Origin of the sequence: Aeromicrobium sp. 50.2.37 (genome assembly GCF_024655735.1) — a bacterium.
Lineage (GTDB): Bacteria > Actinomycetota > Actinomycetes > Propionibacteriales > Nocardioidaceae > Aeromicrobium.
Genome location: NZ_JANLGG010000001.1, coordinates 156,272 through 174,932 on the forward strand (window position 1 = coordinate 156,272; position 18,661 = coordinate 174,932).

At 71.6% G+C, this 18,661-nt stretch carries 17 protein-coding genes and 1 pseudogene; 12 read left to right on the plus strand and 6 right to left on the minus strand.

From position 1 onward, the window contains the following. Positions 1 to 105: 105 nt before the first annotated feature. Positions 106 to 1,164, minus strand: a pseudogene (locus tag NUV38_RS00635) (proline dehydrogenase family protein); the annotation flags it as partial. A gap of 13 nt (positions 1,165 to 1,177) precedes the next feature. Next, positions 1,178 to 2,425 (minus strand): MFS transporter, encoded by a 1,248-nt coding sequence (locus tag NUV38_RS00640; RefSeq protein ID WP_257727282.1) that lies wholly within the window; start codon positions 2,423 to 2,425, stop codon positions 1,178 to 1,180. 103 nt (positions 2,426 to 2,528) lie between these two features. Between NUV38_RS00640 and NUV38_RS00645 the strand changes: the two genes are divergently transcribed. From NUV38_RS00645 to NUV38_RS00655, 3 genes are all read left to right on the plus strand, one after another. Next, complete coding sequence (locus NUV38_RS00645; protein ID WP_257727283.1) at positions 2,529 to 3,581, plus strand: ferrochelatase; 1,053 nt, start codon at positions 2,529 to 2,531, stop codon at positions 3,579 to 3,581. Then, complete coding sequence (locus NUV38_RS00650; RefSeq protein ID WP_257727284.1) at positions 3,578 to 4,402, plus strand: inositol monophosphatase family protein; 825 nt, start codon at positions 3,578 to 3,580, stop codon at positions 4,400 to 4,402. Before NUV38_RS00645 ends, NUV38_RS00650 begins: the two co-directional genes overlap by 4 nt. A 64-nt stretch (positions 4,403 to 4,466) precedes the next feature. Further along, positions 4,467 to 4,766: a DUF4193 domain-containing protein gene (locus NUV38_RS00655; protein WP_257727285.1), complete on the plus strand. Its 300-nt coding sequence runs from the start codon at positions 4,467 to 4,469 to the stop codon at positions 4,764 to 4,766. A gap of 18 nt (positions 4,767 to 4,784) precedes the next feature. On the opposite strand, the gene NUV38_RS00660 is transcribed toward NUV38_RS00655, so the two are convergent. Continuing rightward, entirely contained in the window at positions 4,785 to 5,261 is a 477-nt protein-coding gene (locus tag NUV38_RS00660; protein WP_257727286.1) for a DUF4235 domain-containing protein, read from the minus strand. Between the two features lie 5 nt (positions 5,262 to 5,266). Next, entirely contained in the window at positions 5,267 to 5,773 is a 507-nt protein-coding gene (locus NUV38_RS00665) for a DUF3093 domain-containing protein (protein ID WP_257727287.1), read from the minus strand. Between the two features lie 51 nt (positions 5,774 to 5,824). Here NUV38_RS00665 and dut point away from each other — a divergent pair, with 51 nt between their 5' ends. The 4 genes from dut to NUV38_RS00685 are packed head-to-tail and all read left to right on the plus strand — an operon-like array spanning position 5,825 to position 8,005. Next, entirely contained in the window at positions 5,825 to 6,283 is a 459-nt protein-coding gene (gene dut, locus NUV38_RS00670; protein ID WP_257727288.1) for a dUTP diphosphatase, read from the plus strand. Next, a complete protein-coding gene (locus NUV38_RS00675; RefSeq protein WP_257727289.1) occupies positions 6,280 to 6,942 on the plus strand; it encodes a DUF3710 domain-containing protein in 663 nt (220 codons plus the stop codon). The genes dut and NUV38_RS00675 overlap by 4 nt, the downstream gene beginning before the upstream one ends. Positions 6,943 to 6,965: 23 nt before the next feature. Continuing rightward, positions 6,966 to 7,322 (plus strand): OB-fold nucleic acid binding domain-containing protein, encoded by a 357-nt coding sequence (locus tag NUV38_RS00680; RefSeq protein ID WP_257727290.1) that lies wholly within the window; start codon positions 6,966 to 6,968, stop codon positions 7,320 to 7,322. Beyond that, complete coding sequence (locus NUV38_RS00685) at positions 7,319 to 8,005, plus strand: DUF3159 domain-containing protein (RefSeq protein ID WP_257727291.1); 687 nt, start codon at positions 7,319 to 7,321, stop codon at positions 8,003 to 8,005. The genes NUV38_RS00680 and NUV38_RS00685 overlap by 4 nt, the downstream gene beginning before the upstream one ends. A 686-nt stretch (positions 8,006 to 8,691) precedes the next feature. Here NUV38_RS00685 and NUV38_RS00690 read toward each other — a convergent pair. Beyond that, the gene (locus tag NUV38_RS00690; RefSeq protein ID WP_257727292.1) at positions 8,692 to 9,354 is read right to left on the minus strand and encodes a TrkA family potassium uptake protein; all 663 of its coding nucleotides are present in this window, start codon (positions 9,352 to 9,354) and stop codon (positions 8,692 to 8,694) included. Beyond that, a complete protein-coding gene (locus NUV38_RS00695; RefSeq protein WP_374625711.1) occupies positions 9,354 to 10,001 on the minus strand; it encodes a TrkA family potassium uptake protein in 648 nt (215 codons plus the stop codon). Before NUV38_RS00695 ends, NUV38_RS00690 begins: the two co-directional genes overlap by 1 nt. A 110-nt stretch (positions 10,002 to 10,111) precedes the next feature. On the opposite strand from NUV38_RS00695, the gene NUV38_RS00700 reads away from it, so the two are divergent. The 5 genes from NUV38_RS00700 to NUV38_RS00720 all read left to right on the plus strand — a co-directional run bounded on the left by NUV38_RS00700 (position 10,112) and on the right by NUV38_RS00720 (position 18,618). Then, complete coding sequence (locus NUV38_RS00700) at positions 10,112 to 12,133, plus strand: APC family permease (RefSeq protein WP_257727294.1); 2,022 nt, start codon at positions 10,112 to 10,114, stop codon at positions 12,131 to 12,133. A gap of 174 nt (positions 12,134 to 12,307) precedes the next feature. Beyond that, positions 12,308 to 13,525, plus strand: a complete 1,218-nt coding sequence (locus tag NUV38_RS00705) for a class I SAM-dependent RNA methyltransferase (protein ID WP_257727295.1) — start codon at positions 12,308 to 12,310, stop codon at positions 13,523 to 13,525. Positions 13,526 to 13,625: 100 nt separating this feature from the next. After that, a complete protein-coding gene (locus NUV38_RS00710; RefSeq protein WP_257727296.1) occupies positions 13,626 to 14,351 on the plus strand; it encodes a hypothetical protein in 726 nt (241 codons plus the stop codon). A 177-nt stretch (positions 14,352 to 14,528) separates the two neighbouring features. Then, complete coding sequence (locus NUV38_RS00715; RefSeq protein ID WP_257727297.1) at positions 14,529 to 17,303, plus strand: aconitate hydratase; 2,775 nt, start codon at positions 14,529 to 14,531, stop codon at positions 17,301 to 17,303. Positions 17,304 to 17,532: 229 nt separating this feature from the next. Further along, positions 17,533 to 18,618: a sugar ABC transporter substrate-binding protein gene (locus NUV38_RS00720; protein WP_257727298.1), complete on the plus strand. Its 1,086-nt coding sequence runs from the start codon at positions 17,533 to 17,535 to the stop codon at positions 18,616 to 18,618. Positions 18,619 to 18,661: the final 43 nt, after the last annotated feature.

Sequence of the window (18,661 nt, forward strand, 5' to 3'; positions counted from 1 at the left end):
CCGAGATTGGTTAGCCGGTCTCGTGGGCTCGGATATGTTTATAAGAGACAGGCCCAGCAGCATCTCGAAGTCGACACCCTCCCGCACGGATCGCTCGCCGGCGAGCAGCCAGGCGTAGGCGACGTCGAAGAGGTTCTGCCCGGCCACGCCGATCCGGACGGCGTCGACGCGCTCGGGGGTGAGGGCCCAGCGCAGCACGCGCTTGTAGTGCGTGTCGGTCTCCTGCTTGGAGGACCAGGTGGCGAGGGGCCAGCCGTGGACGGTGGCGTCGACCCGCTCCATGGCGAGGTTGGCGCCCTTGACGAGGCGCACCTTGACGGAGGCGCCGCCGGCCTCCCGGCGGGCGCGGGCCCACGCCTGAATGCGCTGCATCGCCGCGAGCGCGTCCGGCAGGTAGGCCTGCAGGACGATCCCGGCCTCGAGGTCCGGGTGCTCCTCCAGGACGCGGGTGAAGACCGCGATCGTGAGGTCGAGGTCGCGGTACTCCTCCATGTCGAGGTTGATGAACGAGCCGCGTTCCGCGGCGACCTCGTACAGCGGTGCGAGGCGCTCGACGACGCGATCCACGGTCTCGTCGAACGCCCACATGGACAGCTGGCTGGCGACGGCCGAGACCTTCACGGAGACGTAGTCGACGTCGTCGCGCCGCAGGAGCTCGAGGGTGCGGTCGCGTCGGCGCACGGCCTCGCCCTCGCCCAGCACCGCCTCGCCGAGCAGGTTGAGGTTGAGCCGGTCGCCGTTCTTGCGCAGGGTCGCGATCGTGCCGCCGAGCTTGTCGGGGCGGGCGTCGGCGATGAGGTGCCCCACCATGCGGCGCAGCGTGCGCCGGGCCGTGGCGACGACCAGTGCCGGGAAGAGCAGCGAGAAGAAGGCGCCGGTGCGCAGCAGGACCCGCTGGGTCCAGGGCAGGAAGGCCGGAAGCGAGCGGGTGAGGTCCCGCAGGTTGCGGGCCGCGACGTCGGAGTCCTCGGGGCGGACGACACGGTCGACGAAGCCGATCGTGAAGTCGAGTCCGGCCGGGTCCTTGAGCAGCGTCGCGAGGCGGCGGGCGGCCGGGTCGGTCCGTCGGCCACGTCCCTGCTGGGCGGTCACCCAGTGCCGGACGAGCGCGACCGCGCGCTCCTCGAGGGGGGCGTCGGGCGGCGTCTCGGCGGTAGGGCTCATCTCGGGCGACAGCCTAGTGCGCCGAGGGCCCCGGCGGGGGTGCCGGGCTCGGGGCGGCGGATGCGTGCACGCCGGTGGAGCGGTCCGGTCGTGGTGGTGGCCGGAAGGACCAGGCCACGAACGCGGCGAGGACGCCGGCGACCAGGGGGACGGTGAAGCCCGCGGAGGCGCCGAACCGGTCCACGACGGCCCCGGCGACCGCGGCGCCCGGGGCGACGCCGATGGCCAGGCCGGTGCTCGTCCACGTGAGGGCCTCCGTGAGCCGCGTCGGCGGCACGTACTCCTCGACCACGCTGGTCGCGGCGATCATGGTCGGGGAGATCATGAAGCCGGTCACGAACATGCCGACGGCGAGCCAGGCGATGCTCGGCGCCAGGAGCAGGGGCGCGAAGAGCAGGCCGAGGACCAGGACGGTCCAGCGCAGCCGCGCCACCGAGTCCGACGGCGAGGGCAGCAGTCCGACCGCCACGCCGGCCAGGAGGCTGCCGGCCGCCCAGATGGCCAGCACCACCCCGGCCGCGCCCGCCGACCCCTTCGCCTCGGTGAACGCGACGACCAGCACCTCGGTCGAGCCGAAGAGCACGCCGATGCCCACCGCGGCCACCAGCACGGGGCCGAGGACGGCCCAGCCGAGGGGCGGGCGGGGTCCGTCCCCGTGCCGACCCGTCGGAGGCTCGGTCGAGGTCTGGGCGGCGAGGAACCAGCTGCCCACGACCGCGGCCGCCGTGGCCGTCGCGAGGCCCGCGACGTCGGCGACCTGCAGGGTCAGGAAGGTCACGAGCACTGGGCCGACGATGAACACGACCTCGTCGATGACGGCCTCGATCGCGAACGCGGTCGTGAGCCGCGGACGGTCGTCGCGCAGCAGGTGGGTCCACCGTGCGCGGACCAGCGACCCGGTCTGGGGCGTGAACACCCCGCCCACCGCGGCGGCGAGGTGCGGCCACGGCGCGTCGACCTCGCGGGTGACGGCGAGGATCACGGCGAGCATGCCCGCGGCGTAGCCGGCGCCCGCGAGCACCAGGACGCGCCGCTGTCCCCACCGGTCGCTGAGCCGTCCGTGCATCGGTGCGACGACGGCGGCGGCCGCCACGTAGGCGGCGGCGACCAGCCCGGCGGCGCCGTAGCTGCCCCCGTGCTCCCGGACGAGCAGGACGAGTCCGAGCGAGGCCATCGAGAGCGGGAGGCGCGACACCAGCCCGGTCAGGCTGAAGAGGGCCGCGCCGGGCAGCGCGAGGACGTGCCCGTAGGTCGACCGCATCGTGCCACCTCCTCGTCGACGTCGGCGGGTGCCGACGCCCGTCATTCTCGGCGCAGGCAGGCTACCCCCGGCGGGCCGGGGGCCTGCATGGGACGATGGCGCCATGGATGTACGCCCGTTCGACGCCCTCCTCTACGTCTCCTTCGGCGGGCCGGAGAAGCCCGACGACGTCGTCCCGTTCCTGGAGAACGTGACCGCGGGCAAGGGCATCCCGCGCGAGCGGCTGGAGGAGGTGGGCGAGCACTACTTCCTGTTCGGCGGTCGCAGCCCGATCAACGACCTCAACCGCGACGTGATCGCGGCGCTCGAGGGCGAGCTGGCCGACCGCGACGTCGACCTGCCGGTCTACTGGGGCAACCGCAACTGGACGCCGTACCTGCGCGAGGCACTCGAGGCGATGGTCGCGGACGGGGTGCGTCACGCCGCCTACTTCCTCACGAGCGCGTACTCCTCGTACTCCGGCTGCCGCCAGTACCGCGAGAACCTCGCCGACGCGACCGAGGGCCTCGACATCGAGCTCAGCCGGCTCCGGCTGCCGTTCAACCACCCCGGATTCATCCGCCCCTTCGTGGAGCACACCGACGCAGCCCTGGACGAGGCCCCCGACGGCACGCGGGTGGTGTTCGTGACCCACTCGGTCCCCGATGCCATGAACGACGCGAGCGGCGGGCCGGGCGTGGGCGCGTACCGGTCCCAGCACCTCGAGGCCGGTCGGCTCGTCATGGAGGGTCTTGCGCCGCAGCACCGCGACGTGCCGTGGGACCTCGTCTACTGCTCCCGGTCCGGCTCGCCGCGGACCCCGTGGCTGGAGCCCGACGTCAACGACCACCTCGAGCAGCTGGCCGGCGACGGCGTCACGTCCGTCGTGGTGGTGCCGATCGGCTTCGTGTCCGACCACATGGAGGTCGTGTACGACCTCGACACCGAGGCGGCGGAGACCGCCTCGACGCTGGGCATGAGGTTCGTCCGCGTGCCCACCCCGGGGACGCACCCCGGCTTCGTGTCGATGATCACGGACCTGCTGCAGGAGCGGGCGGCGATCGACCGTGGCGAGTCGCCCACGCCGGCCACGCTCGGCCGGTGCGCCGCCAACCCGGTGGTGTGCGTGCCGGGCTGCTGCGCGAACCTGCGCGGCGACCGTCCCGCCCACCCGTGAGCCCGTCGGTGCTGCCCGACCGTGAGCAGCTCCTGACCCTGGCGCACGACGTCGGGCTCGAGGCGGCCGCGCTGGTGCGCCGCCAGCGGCCGGAGGGCCGCGTCGCGGTCGCGGCGACGAAGTCGAGCCCGATCGACGTGGTCACCGAGGTCGACCGTGCCAGCGAGGACCTGATCCGTGCCCGCATCCTCGCTGCCCGGCCCGACGACGGGTTCGTCGGCGAGGAAGGGGCCGACGTGGCCGGCACGAGCGGGGTCGACTGGGTGGTCGATCCCATCGACGGGACGGTGAACTTCGTCTACGGGATCCCCGCGTACGCGGTGTCCATCGCCGCGCGGGTCACCGACGCGACCGCGGAGCGGGTGGTCGCGGGCTTCGTGGTGAACATCGCGTCGGGGGAGCGGTGGGGTGCCGTGCTCGACGGCGGTGCCTGGCGCTGGGACGGTGACCGCCGGGTCCCGCTGCGTGCTCCGGAGCCGCCGCCGCTCTCCCAGGCGCTCGTCGGGACGGGCTTCAACTACGTGCGCGAGGTCCGCGAGCACCAGGCGGCGGCCGCGGCCCGGCTGCTGCCGCACGTCAGGGACATCCGACGGATCGGCTCGGCCGCACTCGACCTCTGCGCCCTCGCCGACGGCCGTCTGGATGCCTACGTCGAGCAGGGTCTGCACCCCTGGGACCTAGCCGCCGGTGGTCTGGTGGCTCGCGAGGCCGGTGTGCTCGTCGAGGGCCTCGACGGTCCGCCGGATCTTCGCCTCGTGATGGCGGCACATCCCGCGCTTGCAGGGGAATACTTCGCCCTCGTTCGGACTTGTGGGTTCTGACCGACGGCCGCTTGCAGCGGTGTGGAACAATCCCGTCGGTTGAACGCACACGACGGAGGGGTACATGGCTACCGACTACGACGCGCCTCGCAAGACTGACGAAGAGCAGTCCGAGGACAGCATCGAGGAGCTCAAGGCGCGTCGCCACGAGAAGAACTCGGGCAAGGTGGACGAGGACGAGGTCGAAGCGGCCGAGTCGTTCGAGCTGCCCGGTGCCGACCTCTCCCACGAGGAGCTGGCCGTCCAGGTGGTCCCGCGCAAGTCCGACGAGTTCACGTGCTCGTCGTGCTTCCTGGTCCACCACCGTTCCCAGCTCGCCGAGGAGAAGGGCAACCGGCTGATCTGCCGGGACTGCGCCTACTGACGCACCGTCCGAGCTCGCTCAGCGCGAGCGCCGACGACCAGGAGCCGGCTTCCGTGAGGAGGCCGGCTTCGCCGTCTCTCCAGCCGTCCGTGCCGCCGCCTGCGCTGCTCCGGCGACGCCACCGCGGGTGGCGCCCTTCAGAGGCTTCATGCCCGGAGGCAGGTCGCCCGTCGAGCGCACCCAGTACCCGGCCGCGCCGCGGCGCACGAGCAGCCTCACGACCTCGACGAGGGCACCTCCGATGACGGCCCAGGCGACGGCCTCGCGGGTCTCGACCTCGGGGTGTCGTCCCGCGGTCGGGGGCTTCTTGCCGGTCGCGGCCCGCCAGGCCAGCGTCGAGACCTGACGTGCCAGCAGACCCGCCGCGACGGTGGAGCCACGGTCGAGCAGCCTCCACGTGCTGCGGCTCGAGCGCGACGGGCGCCGCGCGGGCGTGGCGCTCTCGAGCGTGGGGGCGGACGTGCGGGAGGCGTGGCGTCGGCGCTTGCGGGGCATGGTCGTCACCTCGGGTCGGTGCTGGACTGGTCGCTGGGTCGGTCGGGGGTGGGCTCGGGTCGGGTCGGTCCGGCAGGACGGCCGAGGGCCCGGGCGATCGCGGACGGATCACGCGTCGAGACCACCCAGTAGGGCGCGGGGTCGGCCGGATCGCGGACCTCCACCTGCACGGCGGTGGCGATGTACGGCCGGACGTGCAGCCAGGCGCGGGCGTCGGCGCCGGGGCCGAGCAGGGCTCGTGCACCGGCCGAGTCGAGCGCCGTGACCGCTCCCACGTGCTCGTGCGTGAGGTGGGCGCGCCCCACACGGAGGCCGTCGGGCCCGGCCTCGAGGACCGTCGACCCGTACGACCAGAGCAGGGCACCCGTCACGGCGGCGACCGCCAGCGCCACGGCGACCGCGACCGGCGGTCCTGCGACGACGAACGCCACCCAGCCCCACGCGATCGCGAACGCCGCGACGGCGATCCACCACGCGGGGGGAGCGAGGAGTCGCTCACGACGGGTCTGCACGCTCCCAGCCTGCCGCATCCGGGCGTGGTCGGCCCGAGTAGGGTCGCGAGCATGCTCGAGATCGCGGTGCGTCGCCTCGACCCGCGGCTCCCGGCCCCGACCTACGCGCACCCGGGTGACGCGGGTGCCGACCTGCACGCCGCCGAGGACGCGATCCTCGCGCCGGGAGAGCGCGTGCTCGTGCCCACGGGCATCGCCGTGGCCCTGCCCGACGGCTACGCGGCGTTCGTCCACCCACGGTCCGGGCTGGCCCTGCGCCACGGGCTCTCCGTGGTCAACACGCCCGGGACCATCGATGCCGGCTACCGCGGGGAGATCAAGGTCCTGCTGGTCAACCACGACCTGCACGAGACCGTCCGGATCGCCCGCGGCGACCGCATCGCCCAGCTCGTGGTGCAGCGGGTCGAGCACGTGACCTTCCGCGAGGTCGAGTCACTCGAGGACACCAGCCGAGGCGCCGGGGGCTACGGCTCCACCGGAGGCCACCGATCCATGGGGGAGGACGCATGATCCGTCGACGCCGCGAGCGTGACGACCAGGCAGCGCACACCGACGAGAACGGCACGGAGCCCGACGTCGCGGCCACGACGCCCCCCGAGGAGCCGTCCGGTCCCTGGGACTCGCGGGACTTCACCGGCGACGGCACGGGCTACATCGACCTCGGGCCGCTGCGGATCCGCGGACGCCTCGGGTTCCAGCTCCAGGTGCCCCAGGACGACGGCGGCGCCACCGGGTCCGTGGTCCTCGTCACGGAGGAGTCGGGGCTTGAGCTGCGCCTCTTCGCCGCGCCGCGCAGCGGTGGCCTGTGGGACGACGTCCGCGCCGAGCTGCTCGCCGAGGTGAAGCGGCTCGAAGGGACGGCCGAGCAGGTCGACGGACCGTTCGGGCCCGAGCTTCGCGTCCAGGTGCCCGTGAAGCTCCCCGACGGCCAGGACGGCGTCCAGCCGTCGCGGATCCTCGCGGTCGAGGGGCCACGCTGGATGCTGCGCGCGACCTTCCTCGGGGCGGCCGCGCTCGAGCCCGACGAGGAGGGAACCCTCGAGCGTGCGTTCCGCGAGGTCGTGGTCGTCCGCGGGGACGAGCCACGGCTGGTTCGCGAGGCCTTGCTCATCGAGGTGCCCGAAGGTGCGGTGGCCGAGGAGCCGCCCGGCCGCGGCACCCCGGCCTGAGGCGCGCGGCCTAGGATCGAGACATGGCATCCCGACTGCGCCGCCCGATGCGCCGCGCGACCCTCGAGCAGCTCGAGGACCAGGAGCTGAAGCGCAGCGCCGACGCCGCGGGCTGCCGTCTGCTCACCGCCCAGGCCGAACGTTCGGTCTGCTCGCTGCACGGTGAGCTGCGGTCCGTGACGACCCGCCCGGTCGCCGACGGTGCGAGCGCCCTCGAGGCGCAGCTCTACGACGGGTCCGGTCAGGTCACCCTCGTGTGGCTGGGGCGGCGTCGGATCGAAGGCATCGAGCCCGGGCGGCGCCTGACCGTGCACGGCCGCATCGGCCGTCGTGGCGACGCCTTCGTGCTCTACAACCCGCGCTACGAGCTGGACGCATGAGCGAGGGCGGGGCGAGCGTCGCCACCGTCGAGCAGCTGGTGCGGTCCAAGCTCTCCGAGGCGCTCGGCGGTGGGCGCGGCATCGTCGAGAGCGCCGTGCCCACGATCGTGTTCACGATCTGCTGGATCAGCACGCAGGACCTGCGGACCTCGCTCGTCGCGAGCGTCGGTGCGGCGGTCCTGCTGCTCCTGGTGCGGCTCGCGCAGCGCTCCACCGTGCAGTTCGTGCTGAACGCCCTGATCGGCATCGCCATCGCCGCCGTCTTCGCGTCGCGCAGCGGCGAGGCTCGCGACGTGTTCCTGCCCGGGATCCTCTACAACGGCGCCTATGCGGCGGTGTTCATCGTCTCGATCCTCGTGGGGTGGCCCCTCATCGGGTTCCTCATCGGCAGCCTCACCGGCGAGCCCACCGAGTGGCACGAGGACCGACAGCTCGTCCGGCTGTGCTCCCTGCTGACCTGGCTGTTCGCCGCGCCGTGCATCCTGCGGGTCGTGGTGCAGTACCCGCTGTGGGCCGGCGACCACGTGGCGCTGCTCGGCACCTCCAAGGTCGTGCTCGGCTGGCCTCTGCAGGTCGCGGCCTTCGCGGCGATGGCGTGGGTGCTGTCGCGCAACTCCACCCCGATCGAGTCGGAGTCGGCGTCGGAGCTGGGGTCGGAGCCGGAGCCGCCCGCTTCTCGCTGAGTCCGCGTCCGCGAGGCGGGGGCGAGGGGCGGTCGACCTGCGGCTGCGCTTCCGCGGGTGGGTCGTGTCCTGCGGCTGCGCTCCCGCGGGTGGGTCGTGTCCTGCGGCTGCGTTGCTCGGGGTGGTCTTCGCCTGCTGCTGCGCTCCCGCTGGTGGGTTTTCTTCTGCGGCTGCGTCGCTGTGGCGCCGAGGCGGGTCGGTCTCCGAAAGGGCCTCGACCGGCGGATGGGTCCGGGCTTGGTCGAGCTCTCGGAGCGTGGCTCCGGGGGACGCAGGATTCTGCGTTCGTGCGTGAGGGGGCGAAGGATGCTGCGTTCGTGGTCGGATCCCGTCGCGAACGCAGCATCGTTGGGTATCTACGCGCGAAGGCAGAATCGTGCGTCCGCCGGGGCACTTCACGCGTTGAGTGGGCAGAGGTTCTCCCTTCTCGCGGACCGTTCCGCGACGATGGAGAATCACTGCCCCTACGGGGCCCCTGCGCGTCCCCACGATGCTTCCTTCGCGAGGCACGGTCCACGCGAAGGAAGAATCGTGCGTGGATCACGCGCAGAGGGAGAATCTTGGCCGCGCCCCGCAGACCCACCCGGGCCCAGAGCCCCTGCTCCGGTCGAGGCCCTCTCGGAGACCACGCCCGCGCGCAGCCACGGCGACGCAGCAGCGACCGAACGTGCAGCAGGAGGAGGCGCTCAGGACTTGGGGGAGAGCAGCGCGCCGATCTCGTCCTCCGCGTCCGGTGCGGTGACGAACAGGAGCTCGTCGCCCGCCTCGAGCGAGCGCTCCGGGTCGGGCGTCTCGATCGCGTTGTCGCGCAGGATGGCCACGAGGACCACGTCGCGCGGCCACGGGACGTCGCGCACCAGGCGACCGGCGAAGGGGGAGTCGTCGGGCATCGTCAGCTCGACCAGGCTGGTGTTGCTCTGACGGAAGGTGAACAGGCGCACGAGGTCGCCCACCGACACCGCCTCCTCCACCAGTGCCGACATGAGCCGCGGGGTCGAGACCGCCACGTCGACGCCCCACGTCTCGCCGAACAGCCACTCGTTGCTCGGGTGGTTGACGCGACCGACGGTCCGGGGGACCGAGAACTCCGTCTTGGCCAGCAGCGAGACGACCAGGTTGACCTTGTCGTCGCCCGTCGCGGCGATGACCACGTCACAGGTCTGCAGGCCGGCCTCCTCGAGGGAGGACATCTCGCACGCGTCGGCGAGCAGCCACTGCGCCTTCGGCACGAGGTCGGACCGGATGGACCCGGGGGACTTGTCGATCAGGAGCACCTGGTGCCCGTTCTCGGTGAGCTCGAGCGCGACCGAACGACCGACGGCACCGGCTCCCGCGATGGCGACGCGCATCAGGCCTCCTCAGGTCCGGACTCGAGCACGCGGTGGGCCTGGTCGGCATCGCCCTCGCGCATGAAGACGGCGAGCAGGTCACCCTCCTGCAGCACCGTGCGTCCGCTGGCGACCAGGCCGGACCCGAGACGCGTCAGGTAGGCCACGCGGACCCCTGCTGCGTCCTCGAGGCTCGAGACCTCGTGACCGATCCACGGGAACGGGGCGTAGAGGGTGTCGAGACGCAGCTGGCCGGACGGGTCGCGCCAGGCGGGCTCCGAGCCGGCCGGGACGAGCCGACGCAGGACCTGGTCGGCCGCCCACGGCACCGTGGCGACCGTGGGGACGCCCAGGCGCTCGTACACCTCGGCGCGGCCCGGGTCGTAGATGCGGGCCACGACGTTGTCGACGCCGAACTGCTCGCGCGCGACCCGTGCCGAGATGATGTTGGAGTTGTCGCCGCTCGAGACCGCGGCGAAGCCGTCGGCCTGCTCGATGCCGGCCGCACGCAGGACCTCGCGGTCGAAGCCCATGCCGGTCACCGTGGTGCCGGTGAAGTCCGGGCCGAGGCGGCGGAACGCGTCGGGGTTGGAGTCGATGACGGCCGTGGAGTGGCCGCGCTCCTCGAGGCTGCGCGTCAGCGTCGAGCCGACGCGTCCGCAGCCCATGATGACGATGTGCACGAGGCGACGCTACACCCGTCGCGACCTGCCCGGAGCCCGTCTCCGGGGCGCCCGGCGCGGCGACCCCGACAGGTCTACGATCGTCGCTCGTGGGCATGGTCGAGTCCGTCAAGCGGACGCTCGTCGGACGCAAGCTTCGCAGCACCCAGCTCGGGGAGACGTTGCTGCCGAAGCGCATCGCGCTACCCGTGTTCGCCAGCGACGCCCTGTCGTCCGTGGCGTACGCGCCCGACGAGATCTTCCTGACCCTGTCCATGGGCGGCATCACGGCCTACGCGTTCAACTGGAAGATCGGCCTCGCCGTCGTCGTCGTGATGCTCACCGTCGTCGCCTCCTACCGGCAGAACGTGCGTGCCTACCCCAGCGGTGGGGGCGACTACGAGGTCGCCACCACGAACCTGGGGCCCAAGTCGGGTGTCACGGTGGCCAGCGCGCTGCTCGTCGACTACGTGCTCACCGTCGCGGTCTCGATCTCCTCGGGAGTGCAGAACGCGACCTCCGCCGTGCCGTGGCTCGTCGGTCACGAGGCCCTGGCCGCGTCGGTGCTCGTGCTGCTGCTCATGACGCTCAACCTGCGCGGCGCGAAGGAGTCGGGCCGCGCGTTCGCCGTGCCGACCTACCTGTTCATGCTCGCCATCGCCCTGATGGCCTGCTGGGGCCTGGTCCGCTACCTCCTGGGAGACCTGCCCCAGGCCGAGAGCGCCCGGTACGAGATCGCCGCCGAGGCCCCCTACGACTCCGCGCTCACCGGCCTCGCCATGGCGTTCCTGCTCGCCCGGGCGTTCTCGTCCGGGTGCGCCGCCCTCACCGGCGTGGAGGCGATCAGCAACGGCGTGCCCGCGTTCCGCAAGCCCAAGAGCCAGAACGCCGCCACCACGCTGCTGCTGCTCGGCACCATCTCGATCACGATGCTGATGAGCATCATCATGCTGGCCGACGCCATGCACATCCGCTACGTCGAGGACCCGGCCCGCCAGCTGCTCCTCGACGGCCGGCCCGTGGGCGAGGGTTTCGACCAGGACACCGTGATCGCCCAGCTCGCCAAGGCCCTCTACAGCGACGCGGCGCCGCTGTTCTACTTCACCATCGCCTGCACCGGCGTCATCCTCGTGCTCGCCGCGAACACGGCCTTCAACGGCTTCCCCGTCCTCGGTTCCATCCTGGCCCGCGACGGACACCTGCCCCGCCAGCTCGACACCCGCGGTGACCGGCTCGCCTTCAGCAACGGCATCGTCCTGCTCGCCGTTGCCGCGATCGCGCTGATCGTCGCCTTCGACGCGGAGGTCACCAAGCTCATCCAGCTCTACATCGTCGGCGTCTTCGTCTCCTTCAACCTCAGCCAGCTGGGCATGATCCGGCACTGGACCCGGCACCTCGCCAGCGAGACGGACCCCGTCGAGCGGCGCCGCATGAGCCGATCCAGGCTCGTCAACGGGTTCGGCCTGGCCATGACGGCCACCGTGCTCGTGATCGTCCTCATCACCAAGTTCCTCGCCGGCGCCTGGATCGCGATCCTCGCCATGACCATCGTCTTCTTCCTGATGGTGGGCATCAACCGGCACTACCAGAGGGTCAACGCGGAGCTCGAGATCGACGAGACCGACGTCGCCCTCCCCGCACGCGTCCACGCCATCGTCCTCGTCGGCCGGCTCCACAAGCCGACCCTGCGGGCCATCGCCTACGCGCGCGTGGCGCGGCCGAGCAGCCTCGAGGGCCTCTACGTCGAGCTCGACCCGCACGACACCCAGGTGCTGCGCCAGCGGTGGGAGGACCTGCAGATCCCCGTGCCGCTCACCGTCGTGTCGTCGCCCTACCGCGAGCTCGTCCGCCCCGTGGTCAAGTACGTCAAGGAGGTGCGCCGGGCGAGTCCCCGCGACATCGTCAGCGTCTACATCCCCGAGTACGTGGTCGGGCACTGGTGGGAGCAGCTGCTGCACAACCAGACCGCGCTGCGCCTCAAGGGACGCCTGCTCTTCATGCCCGGCGTCATGGTGACGAGCGTCCCGTACCAGCTGAGCTCGGCCTCGCGTGTCGATCCCCGCAGCACCATCGGCAGCGCCCCCGGCGACGTGCGCCGCGGCCTCGGGGACCGGCCCGGCCCCGACGGACCTGCGTGAGCACGGCGCGCCCGGTCGTCGACGTGGTGCCCGTCGCACCCGGTGCAGCCTCGGTGGTCCGCGGACCCCGTGGGAGAGTGCTCCCGTGACGTCCGAGGTTCTTCCCGTGGTCGAGGTGGGGCCCGTCGCCCGGTGCTGGTCGGTGGGCTCCGGGCCCGGTGGAGGTGGGTTCTCGTGACGTCCGAGGTTCTTCCCGTGGTCGAGGTGGGGCCCGTCGCCCACGGAGGGTCGTGCGTGGCGCGGCTCGACGGGCAGGTCGTGTTCGTGAGGCACGCGCTGCCGGGGGAGCGGGTCAGCATCCGCGTGACCGACCGCACCAAGCGCTACCTGCGCGCCGACGCCGTGGAGGTGCTCGAGGCCTCGCCCGACCGAGTGACGCCGCCGTGCGACCTCGCGGGGGTCTGTGGCGGATGCGACTTCCAGCACGTCGACCCCGACGCGCAGCTGCGGTTGCTCGGGTCGGTCGTGTCCGAGCAGCTCCAGCGCCTCGCCGGCATCGAGCGAGAGGTGCACGTCGAGGCCGTCAGCCCCTCGCTCGGCTGGCGCACCCGGGTGACGTGGTCGACCACCCCCGACGGACGCGCAGGACTGCGCCGCCACCGCTCCCACGAGGTCGTGCCGGTCGAGCACTGCCCGATCGCCCACCCCGGTCTGCCCGACGTCCTGTCTCACCGCTGGGACGCCCCGCAGGTGGAGGCGATCGTCTCCTCCAAGGACCAGCAGCTCCTGGTCACCGACGCGACCGTGCCCAAGGGCCTCCGCGTGGACGGAGTCGCAGGCACCGACGGTGCGCGGCGCGCGGGTCGCACACGGCTCACCGAGCGCGTCGAGGACCACGACTTCACCGTGACCGGCTCCGGCTTCTGGCAGGTGCACCCGGCGGCAGCGCGCACCCTGGTGGACGCCGTCCTCGAGGCTGCCGAGGCCCGGCCCGGGGACCGCGTCGCCGACCTCTACGCCGGAGTCGGTCTGTTCACCGCTTTCCTCGCCGACCGCGTGGGGCCCGAGGGCACGGTGGTCAGCGTGGAGGCCGACACGCAGGCCGCTCGCGACGCCCGCCGGTCGCTGCACCGGCACGCCCAGGTCCGCCTCGTCTCCGCCACCACCGAGCAGGCGCTTCGTCACGACGACGAGCTCCGCCGGGGCGTGGACCTGGTGGTCCTCGACCCGCCGCGGACGGGGGCCCGCCGAGCCGTGCCCGACGTCGCCGGGCTCGGGGCTCGACGCATCGTCTACGTGGCCTGCGACCCAGCAGCCCTGGCTCGCGACGTCGCGACCTTCGCCGAGCACGGCTACCGGCTGGGGTCGCTGCGGGCGTTCGCCCTGTTCCCCATGACCCACCACGTGGAGTGCGTCGCGGTGCTCGACCGGCAGGGCAGCGACTCCGAGTGACCGTGCACGCCGGTGCAAGGACGGGCGTGTCGGTGCGACCGGGTCGCCCGGCGTGGGAGAGTGGCCCCTGTACGCCCCCTTCCTGGACCGGAGCCGAGCGATGACCGAGCCCGAGACCGACCGACCGGCCGAGCCCGCGCCGTCGGTGGAGGCCGAGGACCGCACCGTCGGTGACCTGCGCCGTTCAGCGCTGGCGCAGGACGCCCTGCTGTTCTGCGTGGCCTTCACGGTGGGGGCCTCGATCGTGCTGCTCGTCCGCTTGCTCGGCGGCACCTCCGACCCTGACGTCTGGACCGTCGGTCGCTCCGACGACCTGCTCCTCGGCGGCCTCGTGGCGGGGGAGCTCTTCCTGGTCTGGAACAACGGCTGGCGCCAGGGCGTGCGGGGGCACAGCATCGGCAAGCACCGCGAGGGACTGCTGGTGGTGCGTCCGGGGACCCGACGGCCCACCGGGGCGTCCCGCGGCCTGCTGCGAGGTCTGGTCGCAGCCCTGCTGCTGGACCTGGCGGTCGCCGCGATCCCGATCGGGTTGCCGACCGTGCTGCGCCGGTTCACGCCCGAGGCGTGGCACGTGGGCGCTGCCGCCTACGTGGCGGTCCTGCTGCTGCTCGTGCCGCTCCTGCTGGGGCTGCGCCGAGGCGTCCTCGACCGGGTGGCCGGCACCGAGGTCGTGAAGGCCGTGGGGGCCGACGCCGTCACGTCCGACCCGCGACGGCGGGCGCTCGTGGTGCTCGACCTGGTCGGAGTCGCCGGGGTGCTGGCCGTCTGCGCCGCTCATCTCTCCTTCGTGTGGCCCCTGATCTGGCGTTGGCCGGGTCTGCTGTGAGCTTCCCGGAGGCGGCTCGCTCGATTTCCTCTTGACATCATGTATCTTGACATCAAGAGACTTATCCGACCGCCGGGCCGCGGGTCGCACTCCCACACCGGATCGACTTAGGCCCACCTGACATGGCGAGCACGCCGTGTGGTCGGCAGGATGGAACACGACGCGAAGGAGACACTCATGGTCGACAGCTTCAATGCCGAGCAGACGCTCGAGGTGGGCGACGCCAGCTACACGTACTTCAAGCTCGACGCGGTGAAGGGCGACGGTCTCGACGTCGCGACGTTGCCGTTCAGCCTGAAGGTGCTGCTCGAGGCGCTGCTGCGCACCGAGGACGGCGCCGACATCACGAAGGCCGACATCGAGGCCCTCGCCGGCTGGGACGCGAACGCCGACCCCAGCAAGGAGATCCAGTTCACGCCCGCCCGCGTGATCATGCAGGACTTCACCGGCGTCCCCTGTGTCGTCGACCTCGCGACGATGCGCGAGGCCATGGCCGACCTCGGTGGCGACGCGACGAAGATCAACCCGCTCGCCCCGGCCGAGATGGTCATCGACCACTCCGTCATCGCCGACGTCTTCGGCACGCCCGAGGCGTTCGAGCGCAACGTCGAGATCGAGTACGAGCGCAACCGCGAGCGCTACCAGTTCCTCCGCTGGGGCCAGGGCGCCTTCGACGACTTCAAGGTCGTCCCCCCGGGCACCGGCATCGTGCACCAGGTCAACATCGAGAAGCTCGCCCGCGTCGTCTTCGACAAGAACGGCGTCGTCTACCCCGACTCCTGCGTCGGCACCGACTCGCACACCACCATGGTCAACGGCCTGGGTGTCGTGGGCTGGGGCGTCGGCGGCATCGAGGCCGAGGCCGCGATGCTCGGTCAGCCGATCAGCATGCTGATCCCGCGGGTCGTCGGCTTCAAGCTCTCGGGCGAGCTGCCGCAGGGCGCCACCGCGACCGACCTCGTGCTCGTCATCACCGAGATGCTGCGCGAGCACGGCGTCGTCGGCAAGTTCGTCGAGTTCTACGGCTCGGGCGTCGGCGCGGTGCCGCTGGCCAACCGCGCCACGATCGGCAACATGAGCCCCGAGTACGGCTCCACGATCGCGGTCTTCCCGATCGACGCGGAGACCACCAAGTACATGGAGCTGACCGGACGCAGTGCCGAGCAGATCGCCCTCACCGAGGCCTACGCCAAGGCGCAGGGACTCTGGCACGACCCCGACCTCGAGCCGCGCTACTCCGAGTACCTCGAGCTGGACCTCGGCGACGTCGTCCCCTCGATCGCCGGACCGAAGCGTCCGCAGGACCGGGTCTCGCTCACCGAGAGCAAGGGCGCCTTCCGCACCGCTCTCGCCGACTACACCGAGCAGGACGTCAACGGCTACGACGAGGCTCTCGCCGAGTCGTTCCCGGCCTCCGACGCCCCGAGCAGCAGCGACGACGGCACCAACGGCGACAAGCCGGACGCTCCGGCCCCCTCGGGCGCGGGACGGCCGAGCAACCCGCAGCACGTGCGGCTCGAGGACGGCACCGAGTTCGAGCTCGACCACGGAGCGGTGACGATCGCCGCGATCACGTCCTGCACCAACACGTCGAACCCGTCGGTCATGATCGGCGCCGGCCTGCTGGCCAAGAAGGCGGTCGAGAAGGGTCTGCAGCGCAAGCCGTGGGTCAAGACGACGCTGGCGCCGGGCTCGAAGGTCGTCACCGACTACTACGCCAAGTCCGGGCTCGACGTGTACCTCGACAAGCTGGGCTTCAACCTGGTCGGCTACGGCTGCACCACCTGCATCGGCAACTCCGGGCCGCTGATCCCCGAGGTCAGCGCCGCGGTCAACGAGGGCGACCTCGCGGTCACCGCCGTGCTGTCGGGCAACCGGAACTTCGAGGGGCGGATCAACCCCGACATCAAGATGAACTACCTGGCGTCGCCGCCGCTGGTCATCGCCTACGCGCTGGCCGGCTCGATGGACGTCGACCTGTTCAACGAGCCGCTGGGTACCGACGCCAACGGCAACGACGTGTTCATGAAGGACATCTGGCCGTCGGCGAGCGAGGTCGAGGACGTCATCGCCTCGTCGATCTCGTCCGACACGTTCAGCAAGGAGTACGCCGACGTGTTCGCCGGCGACGAGCGCTGGCAGAACCTGCCCACGCCCGACGGCGACGTGTTCGAGTGGGACCCCGAGTCGACCTACGTGCGCAAGGCGCCCTACTTCGACGGCATGGACCGTGAGCCCTCGCCGGTGGAGGAGGTCAGCGGTGCACGCGTGCTGCTCAAGCTGGGCGACTCGGTGACGACGGACCACATCAGCCCCGCCGGCGCGATCAAGAAGGACAGCCCGGCCGGTGCCTACCTGTCGGAGCACGGCATCGAGCCGCGCGACTTCAACTCCTACGGCTCCCGTCGTGGCAACCACGAGGTCATGATCCGCGGCACGTTCGCGAACATCCGCCTGCGCAACCAGATGGCGCCGGGCACCGAGGGCGGCTACACGCGCAACCTGATCGCCGACGGCGAGGTCACCAGCGTGTTCGAGGCCTCCGAGGCCTACCAGGAGGCCGGCGTCCCGCTGGTCGTCCTGTCGGGCAAGGAGTACGGCTCGGGCTCGTCGCGCGACTGGGCCGCCAAGGGCACGGCGCTGCTGGGCGTCAAGGTCGTCATCGCCGAGTCCTACGAGCGCATCCACCGCTCGAACCTCATCGGCATGGGCGTGCTCCCGCTGCAGTACCCCGAGGGCGAGAACGCCGAGTCGCTCGGGCTGACGGGGGAGGAGTCGTTCGACTTCACCGGCATCACGAAGCTCAACGACGGCGAGACCCCGCGCACCGTGCACGTGAAGGCGGGAGACGTGGAGTTCGACGCGGTCGTCCGCATCGACACCCCCGGCGAGGCGAACTACTACCGCAACGGCGGCATCATGCCGTACGTGCTGCGCAGCCTGCTCGACTGAGCCGACCGCCCGACCCACGAGACGCCGTCCCCTCGGGGGCGGCGTCTCGCTGTGCCGGGACGTCGGAGGGGGACCTTCGTCCCGATTGGTTGTTCGCAACACGAAATTGTCGTCAAGTGCTGGACGTGACCCCTGTCACGCGATAGGTTCACGCAAACAACAATTGCGTCCCGGTGACGGCCATATGTCGTCCCCGTGTCGCGTGAGACCTCACAAGGAGGCGGTTCGTGTGAAGCGGACACGTAATCTGGTGCTCGCTGGACTCATGGGTGCCACGCTCATGCTCAGCGCCTGCGGCAGCGACTCGGGGAACGACGGCGGAGACGGCGGGGACGGCGGGGACGCGGGGAAGATCGGGGTGATCCTGCCCGACACCAAGTCGTCGGTCCGCTGGGAGAGCGCCGACCGCCCGGCGCTCGAGGCGGCGTTCAAGGACGCCGGCGTGGAGTACGAGATCCAGAACGCCGAGGGTGACGCCGACAAGATGGCCACCATCGCCGACGGCATGATCGCCGACGGCGTGACCGTCCTCGCGATCGTCAACCTCGACTCCGACTCCGGAGCCTCGATCCAGGAGAAGGCGGCGCAGCAGGGCGTCAAGACGATCGACTACGACCGTCTGACCCTCGGCGGCTCGGCCGACTACTACGTCTCGTTCGACAACACCAAGGTCGGCGAGCTGCAGGGCGAGGGCCTGGCCACGTGCCTCGGCGACGAGGACGCGAACGTCATCTACCTCAACGGCTCGCCCACCGACAACAACGCGACGCTGTTCTCGAAGGGCGCGCACAGCGTGCTCGACAAGAACACGAAGTACAAGAACGTCGGCGAGCAGGCCGTCCCGGACTGGGACAACGAGCAGGCCGTGACGATCTTCGAGCAGCTGTACACGAAGGTCGACGGCGACGTCCAGGGCGTCTACGCCGCCAACGACGGTCTGGCCGGCTCGGTCATCTCGATCCTGCAGAAGAACGGCAAGGCCGGCGACGTCCCGGTCACCGGTCAGGACGCCACGGTCGAGGGCCTGCAGAACATCCTCAAGGGTGAGCAGTGCATGTCGGTCTACAAGTCGGCCAAGCAGGAGGCGGGCGAGCTCGCCAAGGCCGCCATCGCGCTGGCCAAGGGCGAGAAGGCCGAGACGAACGGCACCACGGAGGACAGCGAGGGTGGCCGTGAGGTCCCGTCGATCCTGCTCACGCCGCAGTCCATCACGAAGGACAACGTGAAGGACGTCGTCGACGACGGCGGCGTCACGAAGGACGACCTCTGCGCGAACGACTTCGCAGAGCTCTGCACGGACGCCGGCATCAGCTGACGTCCACCCGTCACCCGTGGGGGGGGGGGGGGGGGGCGCGCGC

Coding starts and splice junctions, on each gene's coding strand:
- NUV38_RS00690 (WP_257727292.1), bottom strand. CDS start 9,354: ATGCGCGTCGCCATCGCGGGAGCCGGTGCCGTCGGTCGTTCGGTCGCG.
- NUV38_RS00710 (WP_257727296.1), top strand. CDS start 13,626: ATGACCGAGCCCGAGACCGACCGACCGGCCGAGCCCGCGCCGTCGGTG.
- NUV38_RS00640 (WP_257727282.1), bottom strand. CDS start 2,425: ATGCGGTCGACCTACGGGCACGTCCTCGCGCTGCCCGGCGCGGCCCTC.
- NUV38_RS00660 (WP_257727286.1), bottom strand. CDS start 5,261: ATGCCCCGCAAGCGCCGACGCCACGCCTCCCGCACGTCCGCCCCCACG.
- NUV38_RS00655 (WP_257727285.1), top strand. CDS start 4,467: ATGGCTACCGACTACGACGCGCCTCGCAAGACTGACGAAGAGCAGTCC.
- NUV38_RS00695 (WP_374625711.1), bottom strand. CDS start 10,001: ATGGGCTGCGGACGCGTCGGCTCGACGCTGACGCGCAGCCTCGAGGAG.
- NUV38_RS00700 (WP_257727294.1), top strand. CDS start 10,112: ATGGTCGAGTCCGTCAAGCGGACGCTCGTCGGACGCAAGCTTCGCAGC.
- NUV38_RS00685 (WP_257727291.1), top strand. CDS start 7,319: ATGAGCGAGGGCGGGGCGAGCGTCGCCACCGTCGAGCAGCTGGTGCGG.
- NUV38_RS00680 (WP_257727290.1), top strand. CDS start 6,966: ATGGCATCCCGACTGCGCCGCCCGATGCGCCGCGCGACCCTCGAGCAG.
- NUV38_RS00675 (WP_257727289.1), top strand. CDS start 6,280: ATGATCCGTCGACGCCGCGAGCGTGACGACCAGGCAGCGCACACCGAC.
- NUV38_RS00715 (WP_257727297.1), top strand. CDS start 14,529: ATGGTCGACAGCTTCAATGCCGAGCAGACGCTCGAGGTGGGCGACGCC.
- dut (WP_257727288.1), top strand. CDS start 5,825: ATGCTCGAGATCGCGGTGCGTCGCCTCGACCCGCGGCTCCCGGCCCCG.
- NUV38_RS00645 (WP_257727283.1), top strand. CDS start 2,529: ATGGATGTACGCCCGTTCGACGCCCTCCTCTACGTCTCCTTCGGCGGG.